The following is a 21,708-nucleotide window of genomic DNA, read 5'->3' as shown; positions in this document are numbered from 1 at the left end:
TATGCCCTTTCAGGGCGCAAATTCAGATTGTCGTTTTTACGTAGGGCGTTGCCCTACGCTATATAATTAAGCCCTTTCAGGGCACTCCGCAAAATTATCATTTACTATTCCGAGATATAAGTCAAGACAGTTTTTTAATCGTCAAATAGCAAATTAATAAAATGAAAGCAATCTTTTGTATCACAGGGCTTGCCATACAAGGTTTGACAATATCAGCCCAGGCACAAACCGGCAAACCGAATATTGTGGTTATTATGACCGATCAGCAGCGTGCCGATTTGTGCGGCAGGGAAGGTTTTCCGCTGGAAGTGACTCCTTTTGTCGACCGGTTGGCGCAGGAGAATGTATGGTTCAATAAGGCATACACTGTGATGCCGGCCAGCTCTCCGGCACGTTGTTCCATGTTCACCGGGCGTTTTCCTTCCGCCACTCACGTACGCACGAATCACAATATCCCCGATATCTCCTATAAACAGGACTTAGTGGGCGTATTGAAAGAAAACGGATATAAAACAGCATTGGTCGGCAAGAATCACGCTTACCTGAAACCTGCCGACCTCGATTTCTGGTCTGAATACGGACACTGGGGAAAGCACAAAAAGACGACTCCCGCAGAGAAAGAGACTGCCCGTTTCCTGAATCAGCAAGCCAGGGGGCAATGGCTGGAGCCATCTCCCATCTCGCTGGAAGAACAGCATCCCACCAAAATCGTGAACGAAGCGCTGGCATGGATTAAGCAGCAGAAAGAGAATCCTTTCTTCGTATGGGTCTCTTTTCCGGAACCTCACAACCCTTATCAGGTATGTGAACCCTATTACTCCATGTTCTCCCCCGATAAGCTTCCCGTCTTAAAGACCTCCCGCAAAGATTTGGCAAAGAAAGGAGAGAAATACCGTATTCTGGCGCAACTGGAAGACGCGTCCTGCCCGAACCTGGAACAAGACTTGCCTCGAATCCGTGCCAACTATATCGGAATGATCCGGTTGATAGACGATCAGATCAAGAGACTGATCGAATCATTGAAAGCCAGCGGACAATATGAAAACACCCTCTTTGTCGTACTCTCCGACCACGGTGACTATTGGGGAGAATACGGATTGATCCGTAAAGGAGCCGGACTTTCCGAAAGCCTCGCACGTATCCCGATGGTATGGGCAGGATACCACATCAAGAACCAGTCTGCCCCTATGGATAGCCACGTATCGATAGCCGACCTTTTCCCCACCTTCTGCTCTGCCATCGGTGCCGAAATACCGGCAGGAGTTCAGGGTCGTAGCTTGTGGCCGATGCTGACCGGAAAAGCTTACCCTAAAGAAGAATTCTCTAGCATGGTCGTACAACAAGGCTTCGGAGGAGCCGATGTCGGACTGGATGCCTCCTTGACTTTTGAACAGGAAGGAGCATTGACTCCCGGCAAAATAGCCCACTTTGACGAACTGAACACCTGGACGCAAAGCGGTACCTCACGCATGATAAGAAAGGATGACTGGAAACTGGTCATGAATCATTATGGCAACGGAGAACTCTATAATTTAAAGAAAGATCCTTCGGAGATTCATAATCTGTTTGGCGAGAAGAAATACAGCGAAATTCAAACAGAACTTCTGACCCGTTTACTGGCATGGGAGTTGCGTTTGCAGGACCCGCTGCCTCTCCCGCAAAGACGTTACCATTTTAAACAGAATCCATTTAATTATCTCCACCCGGAACACTAAAAAATAAGAAGATTGTACATACCTACGGATATTAAAAACATGATTCCATGAAGTCTGCCCCGCAACGGCCTATTTTTGTATCCGTAAACATAAAACAGAAATATATGAAATTGATTTTGCGATTAGGATTGATCTTGTTTACAGGATTTATTTCCATCTCTACAGCATCAGCACAGTTATATGGAACGGCAGATACAAACGCTCCGGAACTACGCGTTCCGACATCTGTAAAGCCGGCATTTGATTATTGGATGAGGGACACTTGGGCTACGCTGGGTCCCGACGGTTATTATTATATCACAGGAACCACCTCTACCCCCGACCGTTACTTTCCGGGACAGAGGCATTGCTGGGACTGGAACGACGGTTTGTACTTGTGGCGTTCCAAAGATATGAAGTCCTGGGAAGCCAGAGGACAAATATGGTCGATGGAAAAAGACGGAACCTGGCAAAAGAAGCCGAAAGTATATAAAGCAGGAGAGAAATATCAGAAGAAATCCATCAACGGTGATCCGATGGACAACCGCTTCCATGCAGTGTGGGCTCCGGAAATGCATTATATCAAAAGCGCGAAGAACTGGTTTATCGTTGCCTGCATGAATGAGTCGGCAGGTGGGAGAGGTTCTTTCATTTTGCGGAGCAAGACCGGAAAACCGGAAGGACCGTACGAGAATATCGAAGGTAATAAAGACAAAGCCATCTTCCCGAATATCGACGGAAGTTTGTTCGAAGATACGGACGGCACTGTCTACTTTGTCGGGCACAACCATTATATCGCCCGTATGAAACCGGATATGAGCGGATTTGCCGAGGAACTGAAAACATTGAAAGAGAAAAAATATAATCCGGAACCGTATATTGAAGGAGCGTTTATCTTCAAATACGATAACAAATATCACCTTGTACAGGCTATATGGTCGCACCGTACGTCGGAGGGAGATACCTATATCGAGAAAAAGGGAGTAACCTCGCCGAAGACACGTTATAGTTACGACTGCATCATCTCGACAGCCGATAATGTGTATGGTCCCTATAGCGAACGCTACAATGCCATCACGGGAGGAGGACACAACAACCTTTTCCAGGATAAGGATGGAAACTGGTGGGCTACCATGTTCTTCAATCCGCGTGGGGCACAGGCGGCGGAATATAAAGTGACGTGCCGTCCCGGATTAATTCCGATGATCTATGAGAATGGTAAATTCAAACCCAACTTTAATTATAATACCAAATGAAAACTTCTTTATTGATAGCAGGCAGCCTGGCTCTGGTCCCGATGACGTATGCGCAGGACAAACCGAATATTATTATCATACTGGCAGACGATTTGGGCTTCTCCGATCTTGGCTGTTTCGGTGGTGAGATTCATACACCGGTGTTGGATAAACTGGCAAAGAATGGCGTCCGTATGACGCAGATGTACAACAGTGCCCGTAGTTGCCCGTCGCGTGCCAACCTGTTGACGGGGCTTTATCCGCATCAGACGGGATTGGGACACATGGACGGCAGTCATCCTGCCTGGCCGAAAGGATATTCCGGTTTCCGTTCCAATTCGGATAACGTCACGATTGCAGAAGTCCTGAAAGATGCCGGATATTTTACGGCGATGTCGGGAAAGTGGCATCTGGGGAATAAGTCGAATCCCATTCTTCGTGGTTTCCAAGAGTATTACGGTTTGTTGGGCGGATTCAACTCTTTCTGGAATCCGGCGGTATATACCCGTTTGCCGAAAGACCGTACGCCCAGACACTATGAGGAAGGAACTTTCTACGCTACCAATGTGATAACGGATTATGCGATTGACTTTATCGACCAGGCACATCAGGAGAAGAAACCGTTGTTCCTGTATCTGGCTTATAACGCTCCCCATTTCCCTTTGCACGCACCGAAAGAAGTGACCGATAAATATATGTCTCTCTATATGCAGGGATGGGACAAGATTCGTGACGCCCGCTGGAAACGGATTGTTGACCTGAAACTCATGCAAGGCAAACCGGCACTTAGTCCGCGTGGTGTAGTTCCCGAAAGTCTGTTTGAAGATGAAACGCATCCGCTACCGGCATGGGACTCATTGACGAAAGATCAGCAGACCGATCTTGCACGCCGTATGTCTATTTTTGCCGCTATGGTAGATGTGATGGACGCGAACATCGGCCGGGTAGTAGATGAATTGAAGAAGAACGGTGAGTTGGACAATACGTTTATCATGTTTATGTCCGATAACGGAGCTTGTGCCGAATGGCACGAATTTGGTTTCGACAAGCAGACCGGAGTCGAATACCATACCCATACCGGAGAAGAACTCGACCAAATGGGTTTGCCCGGAACCTATCATCATTACGGTACAGGCTGGGCAAATGTCTGCTGCACGCCGTTCACGCTGTATAAACATTATGCACACGAAGGAGGTATTTCTACTCCGTGTATCATTTCCTGGGGTAATCATGTGAAGAACAAAGGCGGACTGAATCATCAGCCTGCACAATTCTCCGATATCATGTCTACTTGTGTGGAACTGGCAGGAGCCACTTATCCGAAAGAATATCAGGGAAGAGCGATTCTGCCTATGGCAGGTCAGTCTATCCTTCCGATTGTGAAAGGAAAGAAGATGCCCGAAAGATACATCTATGCGGAACATGAAGGCAACCGCATGGTGCGTAAAGGTGACTGGAAGCTGGTTTCCGCCAACTTCAAGGGAGATGAATGGGAATTGTACAACATCAAGGAAGACCGTACCGAACAGCACAACCTGATCGGTAAATATCCTGAAATGGCAAAAGAATTGGAAACAGCCTATTTCGAATGGGCGGACAAGAGTGATGTTTTGTATTTCCAGAAAATGTGGAATACCTACAATAAGAATCGACGGAAAGATTTTAAAGAATATAAAACCCGCTAATGCTTATGGATAAGAGAATCTTACTAACTCTGGCTTTAGGAGCCATGTCGCAGGTGTTTACCCATGCATGGGAGCCTAAAGGAGATAAAATTAAAACAGTATGGGCTGAACAGGTGACGCCGGAAAATGTGTGGCAAAGTTATCCTAGACCACAGTTGCAACGGGCAGAATGGATCAATCTGAACGGATTGTGGAAGTATGCCGTAACGGATCAGAACACGCCTCGGAAGAATGTTTCCTTTGAAGGGGAAATCTTGGTCCCGTTTGCGATTGAATCATCTCTGTCCGGAGTGCAGAAAACATTTCTTCCTACGGATAAACTATGGTATCAACGTGAGTTCACCTTAGATCCTTCCTGGAAGAACAAATTTACTATCCTGCATTTCGGAGCAGTGGATTATGAATGTCAAGTATGGGTGAATAACCGGTTGGTCGGTACGCATAAAGGAGGAAACAACCCGTTCTCGTTCGATATTACTAAATACCTGAAGAAGAGTGGCCCTCAAAGCATTGAAGTAGCCGTCACCGACCCGACGGATACGGAATCTATTTCCCGAGGGAAACAACAACTTAATCAGGAAGGTATTTGGTACACGCCTGTATCGGGCATTTGGCAAACTGTGTGGCTGGAAGCGGTGAATAAAACCTATATCCGTCAGGTACTTCCTTCCACTGATATTGAAAGAAAATCCGTGAAGCTGGCTTTCGATATAATCGGAGCCAAAGGCAATGAAGAAGTGAAAATAGAAGTGTTGGATGATGGCAAAGTAATCAAGACGGTGGAACAGAAGTTGCGTGATGTGATGGAGATAGACGTTCCAAACGCTGTCTTATGGTCTCCCGAATCTCCGAAACTGTATCATTTGAATATTGTCTTATCCAATGGAGGACGTGTTTTAGACCGGGTAAAGAGTTACTTTGCCTTGAGAAAAGTAGATGTCCGTAAAGATGAGTGCGGATATAACCGTATTTGCCTGAATAACCAACCCATCTTCCAATACGGTCCATTGGATCAAGGCTGGTGGCCCGACGGATTGTTGACTCCTCCTTCCGAGGAAGCGATGTTGTGGGACATGGTGCAATTGAAAAAGATGGGATTCAATATGATCCGTAAACATATCAAAGTAGAACCGGAGCAATATTATTATTACGCTGATTCCCTGGGATTGATGATGTGGCAAGACATGGTTTCCGGTTTTGCTACGTCAAGGAAGAAGGAGGAACACGTCAATCCGTTGGCTACTACTGATTGGAACGCCCCCGAAGAACACACCCGCCAATGGCAAAAAGAAATGTTCGAGATGATCGACCGTCTCCGTTTCTATCCCTGTATCACTACCTGGGTGGTTTTCAATGAAGGATGGGGACAGCATAACACGGTGGAAATCGTAAATAAAGTGATAAAATACGACGATACACGCCTGATAAACGGAGTGACCGGCTGGACGGACAGAGGCGTAGGCGATATGTACGACGTACATAATTATCCTGTCACTTCCATGATTCTGCCGGAGAACAACGGCAACCGCATTTCCGTACTGGGAGAATTCGGCGGCTATGGCTGGGCGATCAAGGAACATATCTGGAATCCGAATATGAGGAACTGGGGGTATAAGAATATAGACGGAGCAATGGCTCTGATTGATAGTTACGGCCGTCTGGTATATGATTTGGAAACGCTGATTGCCCAAGGATTGAGTGCGGCAGTCTATACACAAACCACTGATGTGGAAGGAGAAGTGAACGGCCTGATTACTTACGACCGGAAAGTAACTAAAATACCAGAAGGCTTGTTACACCTGATGCACAACCGTTTGTATGAAATCACCCCTGCGAAAGCTGTTACTTTGATTGCAGACAGTCAGAACGGAAGCAAGAATACCCGCCTTGTCAGTCTGAACGGTCAGGAGCTGAAAATGACTTCTTTGCCTTTCGAGTGTCCCCCTCGTTCTACGGTAGTATCAGAAGCTATTTTTAAGGTGGATAAGGATTTCAATCATCTGTCTTTATGGCTGAATGTTGCCGGAGAAGCCAAAGTATGGCTGAATGGAGTGGAAGTCTTTGCGCAGGAGGCAAAGCAGACCAGGCAATATAATCAATACAATATCAGCGATTACAGCCGTTACTTGCGAAAAGGAAGTAATTTGTTGAGAATTGAAGTGAAAGATAGCAAGAAGATGAGGTTTGATTATGGGTTGAGGGCTTATTAATCAGATTCATATTCTACTTTGTGAGTTTCTTGCTATAAAGTTGAAAAGCAAGTGAATATCTGCAATATCAAGTTAATGTATGAGCCCCATAGCGATGTCACTATAGGGCTCATTAACTATCATTTTTCCGGCTCACTCGTATGGGCACATTTCTTTATAACAAACTTTCTTATTGAAATTTCTTATCTTCTTCGAGGAGCTCCTGGCTACATTGCTCCGGTGCTAGAGGGGTAAAGAGTTCTATCAAGTTTTCTTCGGGATCGCGCAGGTATAGGGTACGCATCCCCCAATCGGGCATATCCGTAGGTTCGGTGATAAACGTCACGCCTTTTGCTTTTAGATCGGCAAAAGTTTCGTCGAGGTTATCTACACTGAATGAAACCATTAATTTCTCACGCATCGCAACGGGCTGTTGCTTATCTGCATTGCCTACCGCAGGTGCCATCCAGTCGGATACAAAAAGGGTGAAGCCTTTTATCCCGTCAGCTACTTTAAAATTGGCATATCCGCTATTTTCATCTCCCCAGGATGGCTCTAATCCGAGTTGTTCGGTGTAGAACTTGAAGCATTTGGCGAAGTCTTTCACTAATAATCTTACGTTGCTGAATCTCATGGTTTACTGATTAATAGTTTGTAATTTGTTTCTTATATCAAAATGCAAATATAATCATTCTATTGGATAGTGTTTCAAAAAACTGTATTTACCTCATTAGAGTGCAGAAATGAACTATTTCACCACAGAGGACAGTCAGAAGATCCATACTGAACAGATGAGATTATCTGAAATCCAGAATAAAGAATTACAGGATAAAATTGCTGTGATAAATAAGAATTCTGAAGAATAGATCAAAGCAATGCAGAAACAATATGAGACTACTAACAGGTAGCTGAAGATTTTCATATCGGCTCAAAAGAGTCCTATACACTGTAATTATTGGCTCATTTTGAGCCGATATATTAATAATATTATGTATTTTTGAGCCGATATAATCAACTAAATAGCAATGGAAGAAGAAATTCAACAATATCTTCGTTTTCATCCTCTATCTTCTAGGTCAGAATTAATGGAGGGAGTGAATACTAAAGTAAGTGTCGCCACATTCAAGCGTTTATTAGCTGCCATGATTTCCGCTGGAAGTATTGAAGTCATAGGGCAAGGACCTGCCACATGTTATAAACTAACACCACAAACGTTTGTTACAAGTTATTTCGACTTAGAATCATACTTTCGGAAAGAAGTTGATGAGCGTGAAATTCAACAAGCTTTCAATTTCAGTCTTATTCCTGATATATTGCCTAATGTTGACCCTTTCACGATGGACGAACGGAAACATTTAACGGCTCTTCAAGAAACGTTTAGAAGAAATGTATTAGAAATGACAGACGGAGAGTACCGGAAAGAAATGGAAAGGTTAGGTGTGGATCTTAGTTGGAAGTCTTCTCAAATTGAAGGGAACACATATAATCTTCTTGAAACGGAAAGACTTTTGCTGGAAAAAGAAGAAGCAAAAGGTAAAACTAAAGAAGAAGCCATTATGCTACTAAATCACAAGGAAGCTCTTGATTTTATTTTAGATAATCCTGATTATCTTCAGTATTTATCAATAAGAAAGATTGAAGACATTCATAGTATCCTTATTAAAGAACTGGGAGTTGAGCGTCATATTCGTTCTCGGCGTGTTGGTATTACGGGTACGAATTATCGTCCACTTGATAATGAATATCAAATAAGAGAAGCTATGGAAGACACTTGTCAATTAATTAATAATAAGCAGAGTATCTTTGATAAAGCTTTCCTAGCTTTAGTTCTGTTATCTTACATTCAGCCATTTGCTGATGGTAATAAACGTACTGCCCGTATAACAAGTAATGCAATACTTATAGCCAACGGTTATTGTCCTTTATCATTTCGTTCAGTTGATTCTATCGACTATAAGAAAGCTATGTTAGTTTTCTATGAACAAAATAATATATATCCATTTAAGAAAATATTTATAGAACAGTTTGAATTTGCTGTGAATACATACTTTTGAATTTATCTGTATATTGATGGTTGTTCCAACGATAACATTATTATAAATATAATAATTATGTTCATAATAAATTTGTAATGCTTCCTGTTTTAATACAAGATTGTTCATTCCGTCTGCAGTAATTTTCTCCTGAAAGCCGGAAGTTTCTGAAAGACTTTTATCTTTGCAACTATAATACATACGGCACTATGAAAAAAGTGATTCTGATTTTTGTGACAATTGTCCTTTCCGGTCTGCTTTATGCAAAAGATAATAAGAGTACCGATGCGTTACTTCGTGAGATTGATGGTATCATTAAAAACCGTCAGACTTATGGAGCGGAAAAGGAGGCGCGTATCGCTGACCTGAAGAAATTGTTGGCGGAGGCTACTTCCGATGAACAACGATATGGTTTTTGCGGACGTCTTTTCGATGAATACCGGGCTTATAATCTGGATTCGTCTTTTGTCTATGCTCAACGGAAAGAGGAACTGGCGCATCGCATGGATAAACTGGATTATCTGGATGATGCTGCCATGAATATGGCGGAAGTGATGGGAACTACCGGAATGTATAAAGAAGCGTTGGAACTATTGGGGCAGATTGATAAGAAAACGTTGCCCGATTATCTCTATGGTTACTATTATCATCTGTATCGCACTATTTACGGATTGATGGGAGATTATGCCGTTACGGAGAAAGTCAAGAAAGAGTATTATCGAATGACGGATCTGTATCGTGACTCTCTTCTGCAGGTCAACGCTTCCGACTCTTTGGGGCACGTATTGGTGATGGCGGATAAGTGTATCGTACATGCTCAATACGATGAAGCCATCCGTATGCTGATGGAATATTACAACAAACCTTCTTTGGATGACCATTCAAAAGCAATGCTTACTTATACTCTCTCCGAGGGTTACCGGTTGAAAGGCGACAAGCAGGGGCAAAAACATTACCTGGCCCTTTCGGCTATTGCCGACCTGAAATCGGCAGTAAAGGAATATGTATCTTTGCGCAAACTCGCTTCTCTTGTCTACGATGAAGGGGATATTGACCGTGCCTACAATTACCTGAAATGCTCCTTAGAGGATGCCACTCTCTGTAATGCCCGCCTTCGTACGTTAGAAATCTCGCAAGTCTTTCCTATCATTGACCAGGCTTACCAATTGAAAACCAAACGGCAGCAGCAGGAGATGAAAGTATCATTGATTTGTATCAGTTTGCTTTCCGTATTTTTGTTGGTTGCCATTTTCTTCGTTTACAAGCAGATGAAAAAGGTTGCTGCCGCACGTCGCGAAGTGGTCGATACCAATACGTTGTTGCAAGAACTGAACGAAGAACTTCACGACTCCAACTCGCAACTGAAAGAGATGAACCATACGCTTTCGGAAGCCAACTATATCAAGGAGGAATATATCGGCCGATATATGGACCAATGCTCCACTTATCTCGACAAGATGGATTTATACCGTCGTTCCCTAAATAAAATTGCCGCTGCCGGAAGAGTGGAAGAACTATATAAAGCCATTAAATCTTCTCAATTCCTTGACGAAGAACTGAAAGAGTTTTATGCAAATTTCGACATGACTTTCCTGCAACTCTTCCCCAATTTTGTGGAGGAATTTAATGCGCTGCTCACAGAACCCATGCAACCCAAACCGGGAGAACTGTTGAACACCGAACTCCGTATCTTTGCCCTTATCCGGCTGGGGATTACGGACAGTACCAAGATAGCGCAATTCCTCCGTTATTCCGTGACTACCATTTATAATTACCGGACCCGTGTCCGTAACAAAGCTTTGGGAGAAAGAGATGAATTTGAGACTAAAGTAATGCAAATAGGGAAGATGGAAGAATAAGAAAATCACTACTTTTTTAGTCTGACTTCTATTTTATAACGTTCTTATATTTAGTGGTTTATGCTGTGATACACTGTATAAATCACTATATTTTTGCTATCTGCTTTAAGAAGCAGTATGAAATGTGGATACTTTTGTTTCACGGTCATTTCAGCAATGACACAGAAAACGAAAACAAAAGTAACCCTAATATTAACTTTAAATTAATGTACATGAAACAGAGTATGAAGTCGAAAGGCTTTGAACGCCGCCTCTTATTAATAATGTGGGGCTTGTTCCTATCTCTTAGTGCATTCGCACAACAGATTTCAATAAAAGGACATGTAGTAGATGCCACAGGTGAACCGGTGATCGGTGCCAGTGTGGTGGAAGGACGTACAACGAATGGTACGATAACCGATGTAGACGGTAATTTCTCATTAAGCGTTCCGGCTAACAGCACGCTGACTATCTCTTTTGTCGGCTATAAAACGCAGACTGTTCCGGTGAACGGGAAAAACTCGTTGAAAGTAACCTTGCAGGAAGATACGGAAGTATTGGACGAAGTTGTTGTAGTAGGTTACGGAACGATGAAAAAGAGCGATTTGACTGGTGCCGTATCTTCCGTCGGAGTGAAGGACATCAAAGATTCTCCGGTAGCTAATATCGGTCAGGCAATGCAGGGAAAAGTATCCGGCGTGCAGATTATCGATGCCGGTAAGCCGGGTGATAATGTCACCATTAAAATCCGCGGTTTGGGTACGATCAATAACAGTAACCCGCTGATTGTCATTGACGGAATTCCTACCGACTTGGGATTGTCTTCCTTGAATATGGCTGATGTGGAACGGGTAGACGTATTGAAAGATGCTTCGGCAACAGCTATCTATGGTTCGCGTGGTGCCAACGGTGTGGTGATGATTACCAGCAAACGTGGTGCCGAAGGTGCCGGAAAAGTAACGGTAAACGCAAACTGGGCTATTCAGAACGCTACTAAAGTGCCCGATATGCTGAATGCTGCGCAATATGCCGCCTTGAGCAATGATATGCTGTCTAATAATGATGATAATACAAACCCTTATTGGGCAGACCCTTCTTTATTGGGAACAGGAACGAACTGGCTGGATGAGATGTTACGTACGGGAGTGAAACAAAGCTATTCGGTTAGCTATTCCGGTGGTACGGAAAAGGCACATTACTATGTATCCGGCGGTTTCCTCGATCAGTCCGGTATCGTAGAAAGCGTTAATTACCGTCGTTTCAACTTTCAGGCAAATAGTGATGCTCAGGTCAATAAATGGTTGAAGTTCACTACTAACCTGACATTCAGTACGGACGTGAAAGAAGGAGGAAGCTATAGCATCGGAGATGCGATGAAAGCACTCCCCACCCAGCCGGTGAAGAATGAAGACGGTAGCTGGAGCGGTCCCGGACAGGAAGCGCAATGGTATGGAAGTATCCGCAACCCGATCGGTACGCTGTATATGATGACGAACGAGACGAAAGGATATAACTTTCTGGCAAACATCACCGGAGAGATTGCCTTTACCAAATGGTTGAAGTTGAAAAGTACCTTTGGTTATGATGCCAAATTCTGGTTTGTCGACAACTTTACTCCGGCTTACGACTGGAAACCGAATCCGGTAGAAGAATCTTCCCGCTATAAGAGTGACAACAAATCATTTACCTACCTGTGGGATAATTATTTTGTATTCGACCATACTTTCGCCCAAAAACATCGTGTAGGTGTGATGGCAGGTTCTTCCGCCCAGTGGAACAACTATGATTACCTGAATGCTCAAAAGAATATCTTCATGTTTGATAATATCCATGAAATGGACAACGGCGAGAAGATGTACAGTATCGGTGGCAGCCAGAGCGACTGGGCACTGCTTTCTCTGATGGCACGTCTCAACTATTCTTACGAAGATAAATACCTGCTTACAGCCACTGTGCGCCGTGACGGTTCCTCCCGCTTCGGTAAGAACAACCGTTGGGGAACATTCCCTTCCGTTTCTCTGGCATGGCGTATTTCGCAGGAAGAATGGTTTCCGAAAGACAATTCTCCGGTGAATGACCTCAAATTGCGTATCGGATACGGTGTGACCGGTAATCAGGAAATCGGTAACTACGGCTTTGTGGCTTCCTATAATACGGGAGTTTATCCTTTCGGCAACAACAACTCCACCGCTTTGGTATCTACCACCCTTTCCAATCCGAATATTCATTGGGAAGAGGTACGCCAAACCAACTTCGGTGTGGATATGAGCCTGTTCAATTCACGTGTCAACCTTTCGCTGGATGCCTACATCAAAAAGACGGCAGACATGTTGGTGAAAGCTTCCATCCCTATCACCTCCGGTTTTGAAGATACTACTGAAACCTTTACCAATGCCGGCAAAATGCGTAACAAAGGAGTGGAAATGACCCTGCGCACCATCAACCTGAAAGGTCTTTTCTCTTGGGAATCTGCTTTAACGGCTACCTATAACAAGAATGAAATTCTGGACCTGAACAGCGAAACTCCGATGTTTATCAATCAGATGGGTAACTCATACGTGACTATGCTTAGAGCCGGTTATCCGATCAATGTATTCTACGGATACGTGACCGACGGACTTTTCCAAAACTGGGAGGAAGTAAACCGCCACGCCACCCAACCGGGAGCAGCTCCGGGGGATATCCGTTTCAGGGATTTGAATAACGATGGAGTCATCAACGATGAAGACCGTACCGTTATCGGTAACCCGAATCCGAACTGGTTCTTCTCTTTAAGCAATAATTTCTCTTATAAGGGATGGGAACTCTCCGTTTTCCTGCAAGGCGTATCGGGAAACAAGATTTATAACGCCAACAATGTTGACAACGAAGGAATGGCAGCCGCTTACAACCAGACCACAGCCGTATTGAACCGCTGGACGGGTGAAGGAACCAGCAACTCTATGCCCCGTGCCATTTGGGGGGACCCGAACCAGAACTGCCGTGTATCCGACAGGTTTGTGGAAAACGGTTCCTATCTCCGTCTGAAGAATATCACGCTTTCGTATACACTGCCTAAAAAGTGGATGCAAAAGATTCAACTGGAAAATGCCCGCATCTCTTTCTCTTGCGAGAATGTGGCAACTATCACCGGATATTCCGGTTTCGACCCGGAAGTGGATATTAATGGCATCGACAGCAGCCGTTACCCGATTTCACGTACCTTCAGTATGGGCTTGAACTTTAACTTTTAAATCAGGAGAAAGAATATGAAAAAGATAATAACTTTGGTATTTATGTCTGCCGTGCTGGCATTGACATCGTGCAACGATTTCTTGGATAAATATCCTAAATATGGCGTCGATCCCGAGTCGGAAGTGACGAACAAGATTGCTGTGGCACTGACTACTGCCTGCTATAAGACCTTGCAATCGTCGAATATGTACAACCAACGTATTTGGAGCCTCGACATCATCGCAGGCAACAGTGAAGTAGGAGCCGGAGGAGGTACTGACGGTTTGGAAACTGTTCAGGCTTCCAATTTCATTGCCCAAAGCGATAACGGCTTTGCCTTGTATGTATGGCGTTCTCCGTGGGTAGGGATCGGACGTTGCAACATCGTGCTTTCCAATTTGCCTTCAGCATCTGTCTCCAATGAGATAAAGACCCGTTGCATGGGTGAAGCTTATTTCCTGCGTGCACATTATTATTATATTCTGGTTCGTTTGTACGGAGGGGTGCCTTTGCGCTTGGAGCCGTTTGAACCGGGAGAATCTGCGGATATTGCCCGTAATACGGTAGATGAGGTATATGCTCAAATTCTTTCCGACTGCAAAAATGCAGTGAATATGCTTCCTCCGAAAAGCAGTTATGGAGATGCTGACAGGGGACGTGCCTGCAAAGAGGCTGCAATGGCGATGCTGGCGGATATTTACCTGACACTGGCTCCCAACCATCGCGACTATTATAATGAAGTAGTGACCTTGTGCAATAACATTGCTGCAATGGGATATGATCTGACTCAATGCAATTATGCTGATAACTTTAATGCGACGATCAATAATGGTGCGGAATCTCTCTTCGAAGTGCAATACTCCGGTAGTACGGAATATGACTTCTGGGGCGGCGATAATCAAGCATCCTGGCTGTCTACCTTCATGGGGCCTCGTAATTCGGGTATGGTAGCCGGTGCTTATGGATGGAATCTGCCTACGGAAGAGTTTGTCAAGCAATACGAGGACGGTGATTTACGGAAAGACATCACTGTGTTGTATCAGGGCTGTCCTGCTTTTGACGGTATGGAATACAAACGTTCCTGGTCGAATACGGGTTATAACGTACGTAAGTTCCTTGTGTCGAAAACTGTCTCTCCGGAGTATAATACCAACCCCAACAATTTTGTAGTATACCGTTATGCGGATGTCTTACTGAAGAAAGCGGAAGCCTTGAATGAGCAGGGACATCCGGATCAGGCTGCCGAACCATTGAATATCGTTCGTAAGCGTGCCGGACTGACAGGGTTGCCGACCACTCTGACGCAGACCGAAATGAGAGAAAAGATTATTCACGAACGTCGGATGGAACTTGCTTTTGAGGGACATCGCTGGTTTGATATGATCCGTGTGGATAATGGAAATTATGCATTGACATTCCTGAAATCCATCGGTAAGAATAATGTGACCAAAGAACGTCTCCTGTTGCCTATTCCGCAGACGGAGATGGACTCCAATCACTTGATGACTCAAAATCCCGGTTATTAATCCGTTTTATAATCATTCATTTAGACAAATAATATGATGAAGAAATATATATATCAGTTGTTATGCTCTCTTTTCATCGGTGGAACGATGGTTGCTTGTGCCGAGGATTATATGGAGACAGATAAAGGACATGATACCCTCACCCTTTCGGTGAATCAGCAGGAGTTGGTGTTGAACGAAAAGAACCATAGTCAGGAGGCGCTGGCGCTTTCATGGACTACCGGAACGAATTATGGAAGCGGTAACCGTATCTCTTATACGCTGGAACTGGCGAAAGCCGGAACGGACTTTGCGAATCCTTATTCGGTAGATTTGGGTACGGGAACGTATCAATGGACTAAGAAAGTGGAAGAATTCAACCAATTCCTAAATACGCAGTTCGGTATCGGTTATGCCGTGAAAGCGGAGTTGGAAGCACGTATCACAGCCGTCGTTGCCGGAATGGAAGATCAGAAGCAGATTGCGACGACTGCCTTTACAGTGACTACCTACCAGCCGGTTACTACCACGCTTTACCTGATTGGCGATGCTGCCCCGAATGGATGGAGCGCCGATGACGCAACGGCAATGGAGCGTACGGATAATGGACAGTTTACATGGACAGGAAAACTGAACGTCGGATCGCTCAAGTTTATAACGACCTTAGGAGAATTCCTGCCGTCGTACAACCGTGACGCTACTGCCGGAGAAGAACTCAAACTAATTTATCGTACATCGGGTGACCAACCGGACGAGCCGTTTACAATCGATAAAGAAGCAACTTATATCGTAAAAGCAAACCTGCTCGACTTGACGTTAACACTTACCGAAACAGAAGATATTGGCTGGAGATATGAGGAATTTTTCATTGTCGGTTCGTTTACTGGCAACGGTGGCTGGGGATTTGAAGCACTGTCTAAAGATGCTGCCCAAATGGATCTGTTCCATTATGGAGCCGTGATTCCCTGGAAGGCAGACGGAGAATTTAAATTCGCTTCCGTGGCAGACTTCGGTCAGGCGGATGCTTTCTTCCATCCTACCATGGCTAATGCTCCGTACACTTCGACATCCGTAGTGCTTGGAGGTGACGATAATAAATGGCAGATGAAGGAAGCCGAATGTGGCAAACCTTATAAAGTATGGTTCTATACAGGCAAAGGAAAAGAAAAGATGCTGATGCGTCCGTTCACTCCTTACGAAGGGCTGTATCTGGTGGGTGAGGCAACTCCAAACGGATGGGATTTAGGCAATGCTACTCCGATGACGAAGAGTGCCGACAGTCCTTACATCTTTACCTGGAGCGGCACACTGAAAACAGGTGAGATGAAGATATCCTGCGATAAACAGTCAGACTGGAACGGGGATTGGTTTATGGCGGATAAGAGCAACAAGGCTCCGACGGGGGAAGTAGAGACGGCATTGTTCGTTACCAAGTCGGATGCGGAGTTGAGCAGTATGTATCCGGATGCAGATTTGGGTAGTTTGGATAACAAGTGGAATATTCAGGAAGCCGGTTCTTATCGGATTACGATTGACCAGTTGAAAGAGACGATTTCGATTGTGAAACAATAAAACAAGAATTCAAGATGAAGAAAATAATATATTTGGTGGCTGCTTTCCTGTGTATGGCTTGCAGTGACGATCATGGGTCGAACCAGGAGAATGGAGGAGCTTCGGGCAGTGTCACCGAAGTGACTCCGGTAACATCGGATTTAAGTGTGGACCTGTCTACGGATAAGGCTTTCTATAAACCGGGGGAGAAAGTGGTATTTACAGCAGAAGATGCGTTGCCTGCCGGAACTAAAGTTCGTTATCGTCTTTTAGGGGAGGTTGTCGGAGAAGAGTCGGTGGTAAATGGTACCAGTTGGACATGGCAACCGCCTACTACTGATTTCAAAGGATATATGGCGGAACTGTACCGTCAGGAGAATGGTACGGATGTGATTGTCGGTACGATTGCGGTAGATGTATCCAGTGATCCGGCACGTTTTCCGCGTTATGGTTTTGTTGCTGATTTCAGTCGGGAGAAGACGGCTGAAAAGACACAGGAAGAGATGGCGTATCTGAATCGTCATCACATCAATTGGGTACAGTTTCAGGACTGGCATAATAAACATCACTGGCCGTTGGGCGGTACACGCACGCAGTTGGACGAAGTATATATGGACATCGCTAACCGGGAGGTTTATACAAGTTCTGTGAAGAATTACATTGAAGCGCAGCATCGTTTCGGCATGAAGTCTATGTTTTACAATCTTTGTTTCGGAGCGTTGAAGGATGCTGCTACGGACGGGGTGAAGGAGGAATGGTATTTGTTTAAGGATGCTTCTCACACTACTAAAGACAGTCATGATCTGCCGGGCGGATGGAAAAGTAATATCTATCTGGTAGATCCTTCTAATAAGGAATGGCAGAAATATTTGAACGAAAGGAATGATGATGTATATGCGAACTTTGCCTTCGACGGCTATCAGATAGACCAGTTGGGACGACGCAGCACGCTTTACAATTACAACGGTATTCCGGTCAATCTGCGTGAGGGATATGCTTCTTTTATTGAAGCGACGAAGCAGGCTCATCCGGACAAGAGTTTGGTGATGAATGCGGTCAGCCGTTACGGTGCCCGTCAGATTGGGGAGACTGGTAAAGTTGATTTCTTCTATAATGAGGTGTGGGCGGATGAGGCTGATTTTACCAATCTGAAAGCCATTCTTTATGAAAATGGAGTCTATGGCAATTATCAGTTGAATACGGTTTTTGCAGCTTATATGAATTATAATAAAGCGGATAACCGGGGAGAATTTAATACGCCGGGTATTCTGCTGACGGATGCTGTCATGTTTGCTTTGGGTGGTTCGCACCTTGAGTTGGGAGGCGATCACATGTTGTGCAAAGAGTACTTTCCGAATGAGAACCTGACAATGAGCGAAGAATTGAAAACAGCGATGGTTCGTTATTATGATTTCCTGACTTCTTATCAAAATCTGCTTCGTGACGGTGGTACGGAGAATAGTGTTTCCATGAATTGTACCAATGGCGAAATGAGATTGAATAGTTGGCCTCCTCAACAGGGATCAGTTACTACTTATGCCAAGCAGGTAGGTGGCAAGCAAGTGATACATCTTCTTAATTTCTCGCAAGCGAACAGCCTTAGTTGGAGAGATGTGGACGGTACGATGCCGGAACCGGCTTTGATTACAAAAGCGGCTTTGCAAATGAATCTGTCGGCAAAGGTGAATAAGTTATGGGTAGCGTCGCCGGATGCACACGGAGGAGCCTTGCAGGAATTGGCCTTTACACAGGAGAACGGAATTGTCTCTTTTACATTGCCTTCCTTGAAATATTGGACAATGATTGTGGCTGAATAAAAGAGATTGCAGCTGAATAAAATGAGTATAGTCCAATAAAGCGGCTGTAGCAGAATGACTTAAAATGATAGGTATGATGATTAGATATAGATTATGGGTGTGGGTGTTGTGCTTGGTGTTTCCAACATGGGTTTGGGCGGAAAAAACGACACGTACATGCTCCTCTTTTACACAGCAGGGACGTCAGGTGACTTTTCACCTGACGGACAGTGCCGCGTTGCAATTGCAACTTTGTAGCTCTTCCGTCGTGAAAATCTGGTTCTCACCCGACGGGCAATTGCAGCGAAGAAATGCTTCGTTTGCAGTGATTAATGAAGAGCTGGAAGAGGTAGGAACTATTCATGTGGATGAACAAACGGCCTGTTATGAGATATTTACTCCGAAGTTGCGTATCCGGGTGAATAAATCTCCGATGAGTCTTCAGATATTCGATAAATATCAGAAACTCTTGTTTAGCGATTATGCCGATAAAGGCCATGTCAGTGAAGGAACGAAGAAGGTGGAATATAAAGTGCTTCGTCGTGACGAGCACTTCTTCGGACTTGGTGAGAAAGCGGGAAAGATGGATCGTCGTGGCGAGTCTTATAAGATGTGGAATAGTGACAAACCTTGTTATAGTGTGGTAGAAGATCCTCTTTACAAGAGTATTCCTTTCTTTATGAGCAATTATCGGTATGGTATTTTTCTTGATAACACCTATAAGACAGAATTCAAATTCGGAACGGAAAGCCGTGATTATTACAGTTTTGAAGCGCCGAACGGGGAAATGGTATATTACTTTATCTTCGGTAAAGACTATAAAGAAATCATCAGCCAATATGTCGGACTGACCGGAAAACCTATCATGCCGCCGAAATGGGCGTTGGGTTTTGCCCAATGCCGCGGTCTGTTGACAAGTGAAAAGTTAAGCCGTGAAATAGCCGAAGGCTACCGGAAACGGGGAATCCCTTGTGATATTATCTATCAGGATATCGGCTGGACAGAATACTTGCAGGATTTCGAATGGCGCAAAGGAAACTATGAAAACCCCAAAAAGATGCTTTCGGATTTGAAGGAGATGGGTTTTAAGGTAGTCGTATCTCAAGACCCGGTAATTGCACAAGCCAATAAAAAACAATGGGAAGAAGCTGACCGCTTAGGCTATTTTGTAAAGGACAATACGAACGGCAAAAGCTACGATATGCCCTGGCCGTGGGGTGGGAACTGCGGAGTGGTGGACTTCACCCTGCCTGCCGTAGCCGACTGGTGGGGGGCTTATCAGCAGAAACCTATTGATGATGGTATCTCCGGCTTCTGGACAGATATGGGCGAACCTGCCTGGAGTAACGAAGAGCAGACGGAACGCCTGGTGATGAAGCACCATTTGGGTATGCACGATGAAATCCATAACGTCTATGGCCTGACCTGGGACAAAGTGGTGAAGGAGCAATTTGAAAAGAGGAATCCGGACCGTCGTGTTTTTCAAATGACTCGTGCTGCTTATGCCGGATTGCAACGTTATACGTTCGGCTGGACGGGTGATAGCGGAAACGGAGACGACGTATTGCAAGGTTGGGGACAATTAGCCAATCAGATTCCTGTAATGCTTTCCGCAGGTTTGGGATTAATCCCATTTTCTTCCTGTGATATTACCGGTTACTGTGGGGATATTGAGGATTATCCGGCTATGGCCGAACTCTATACCCGTTGGATTCAATTCGGAGCATTTAATCCTTTGAGCCGTATCCACCATGAGGGAGATAACCCGGTGGAACCGTGGCTTTTCGGGCCGGAAGCGGAAAAGAACGCGAAAGCGGCTATCGAACTGAAATATCGTTTGTTACCGTATATCTATACTTACGCCCGCGAAGCGTATGATACAGGATTGCCTATCATGCGGCCTCTGTTTCTGGAATATCCAATGGATATGGAAACTTTCTCCACGGATGCCCAATTCCTGTTCGGTCGTGAATTGTTGGTAGCTCCTGTGGTGAAGAAAGGTGCTCGCACAAAGAACGTGTATCTTCCCGAAGGCACATGGATAGACTACAACAACAAGCAGACGGTCTACACCGGAGAGCAATGGACTACCGTTGATGCTCCCTTGTCCTCTGTTCCCATGTTTGTGAAGCAAGGTTCCATCATCCCTACCATGCCGGTGATGAACTACACCCATGAGAAACCGGTATATCCACTTACTTTTGAAATCTTTCCCGCCCAGGAAGGTGCACAAGCAGCCTTTACTCTTTACGAAGATGAAGGAGAAGACTTAGGATATCAGCGTGATGAATTTGTCAAAACACCGATTATTTGCAGCACTCTGGCAAATGGATATGAACTGACCGTCTCTGCCCGTGAAGGAAAAGGATACACTGTTCCCGGTCCGAGAAATCTGTTGTTCCGTATTTATTCTGCGAAAGCTCCGAAAGAGATAACTGTCAAAGGAAAGAAGATAAAGCAAACTAAACCGGAACGTTTGGAAGAAAATCTGGAGAATAACACTGAAACTGTAGCGTGGAGTTGGGATAAGGAAACAGGTGTCTGTAGTGTGAGAATACCTGATAAAGGTGTTGATGAACAGTTGATGATTACTTTTAAATAAACAGGGAGCTGTTGGCAAGCTAATATTCAGAGTTTTTCTTTCGTTTTATATGGATAATGTGTAGATTCGCACGAAACTCATATCAGAAATGTGTAAGTTATCACATTTCTGATATCAAAAGTGTGATTCATTATGAGAAGCTTTTCCAACCCGCTTACCTGATTCGCTATTCAATGCTGAATTTGAAACAAGATGGTAATTTGATTAATATCCCCCTGTTTTTGGCGGATAAGACAAAAGAGCTATTGAAGGATAAAAGTTGAAAGAGCCTTCTGAAGGAATCAGTAGCCTCTTAAAAAACGATGATTCTTAAAAAAGGAATATTTAATCATTGGAAGAAGGACGTGAATTGCAGTTTGGTAAAGAA

General features: G+C 44.5%; 12 protein-coding genes. 11 read left to right on the top strand and 1 reads right to left on the bottom strand.

Going from position 1 to position 21,708, the window contains the following annotated elements; all coding sequences use genetic code 11:
• Positions 1–161: 161 nt before the first annotated feature.
• The 4 genes from KFO40_RS17495 to KFO40_RS17480 are packed head-to-tail and all read left to right on the top strand — an operon-like array spanning position 162 to position 6,824.
• Positions 162–1,715 carry a sulfatase gene (locus KFO40_RS17495; RefSeq protein WP_211146641.1) on the top strand — a complete coding sequence of 518 codons (1,554 nt, stop codon included), beginning with the start codon at positions 162–164 and terminating at the stop codon, positions 1,713–1,715.
• 47 nt (positions 1,716–1,762) lie between these two features.
• Positions 1,763–2,950, top strand: a complete 1,188-nt coding sequence (locus tag KFO40_RS17490) for a family 43 glycosylhydrolase (protein ID WP_004307753.1) — start codon at positions 1,763–1,765, stop codon at positions 2,948–2,950.
• Positions 2,947–4,614 (top strand): arylsulfatase, encoded by a 1,668-nt coding sequence (locus KFO40_RS17485; protein WP_211146640.1) that lies wholly within the window; start codon positions 2,947–2,949, stop codon positions 4,612–4,614. Before KFO40_RS17490 ends, KFO40_RS17485 begins: the two co-directional genes overlap by 4 nt.
• A gap of 5 nt (positions 4,615–4,619) precedes the next feature.
• Entirely contained in the window at positions 4,620–6,824 is a 2,205-nt protein-coding gene (locus KFO40_RS17480) for a glycoside hydrolase family 2 protein (RefSeq protein ID WP_211146639.1), read from the top strand.
• Between the two features lie 169 nt (positions 6,825–6,993).
• Here the strand turns inward: KFO40_RS17480 and KFO40_RS17475 are convergent, their stop codons facing one another.
• A complete protein-coding gene (locus tag KFO40_RS17475; RefSeq protein WP_008775310.1) occupies positions 6,994–7,437 on the bottom strand; it encodes a VOC family protein in 444 nt (147 codons plus the stop codon).
• A 391-nt stretch (positions 7,438–7,828) separates the two neighbouring features.
• Between KFO40_RS17475 and KFO40_RS17470 the strand changes: the two genes are divergently transcribed.
• From KFO40_RS17470 to KFO40_RS17440, 7 genes are all read left to right on the top strand, one after another.
• On the top strand, positions 7,829–8,857 hold the full coding sequence (locus tag KFO40_RS17470; RefSeq protein WP_004302765.1) for a Fic family protein: 1,029 nt from the start codon (positions 7,829–7,831) through the stop codon (positions 8,855–8,857).
• Positions 8,858–9,045: 188 nt separating this feature from the next.
• Positions 9,046–10,695 (top strand): DUF6377 domain-containing protein, encoded by a 1,650-nt coding sequence (locus KFO40_RS17465; RefSeq protein ID WP_211146638.1) that lies wholly within the window; start codon positions 9,046–9,048, stop codon positions 10,693–10,695.
• A 212-nt stretch (positions 10,696–10,907) separates the two neighbouring features.
• Positions 10,908–13,907: a SusC/RagA family TonB-linked outer membrane protein gene (locus tag KFO40_RS17460; RefSeq protein WP_149942620.1), complete on the top strand. Its 3,000-nt coding sequence runs from the start codon at positions 10,908–10,910 to the stop codon at positions 13,905–13,907.
• Positions 13,908–13,949: 42 nt separating this feature from the next.
• Complete coding sequence (locus KFO40_RS17455; RefSeq protein ID WP_410489906.1) at positions 13,950–15,413, top strand: RagB/SusD family nutrient uptake outer membrane protein; 1,464 nt, start codon at positions 13,950–13,952, stop codon at positions 15,411–15,413.
• A 36-nt stretch (positions 15,414–15,449) separates the two neighbouring features.
• Entirely contained in the window at positions 15,450–16,964 is a 1,515-nt protein-coding gene (locus KFO40_RS17450) for a SusF/SusE family outer membrane protein (protein WP_211146643.1), read from the top strand.
• 14 nt (positions 16,965–16,978) lie between these two features.
• A complete protein-coding gene (locus tag KFO40_RS17445) occupies positions 16,979–18,760 on the top strand; it encodes a glycoside hydrolase family 66 protein (RefSeq protein ID WP_211146636.1) in 1,782 nt (593 codons plus the stop codon).
• A gap of 76 nt (positions 18,761–18,836) precedes the next feature.
• Positions 18,837–21,341, top strand: coding sequence for a glycoside hydrolase family 31 protein (locus KFO40_RS17440; RefSeq protein WP_211146642.1), 2,505 nt, complete (start codon positions 18,837–18,839; stop codon positions 21,339–21,341).
• The last annotated feature ends 367 nt before the right edge of the window (positions 21,342–21,708 follow it).

Origin of the sequence: Bacteroides sp. 1001302B_160321_D4 (assembly GCF_015667765.1) — a bacterium.
GTDB lineage: Bacteria > Bacteroidota > Bacteroidia > Bacteroidales > Bacteroidaceae > Bacteroides > Bacteroides xylanisolvens.
The sequence above is the reverse complement of the archived record's forward strand: the minus strand, read 5'-3'. Positions and strand labels throughout refer to the sequence as shown.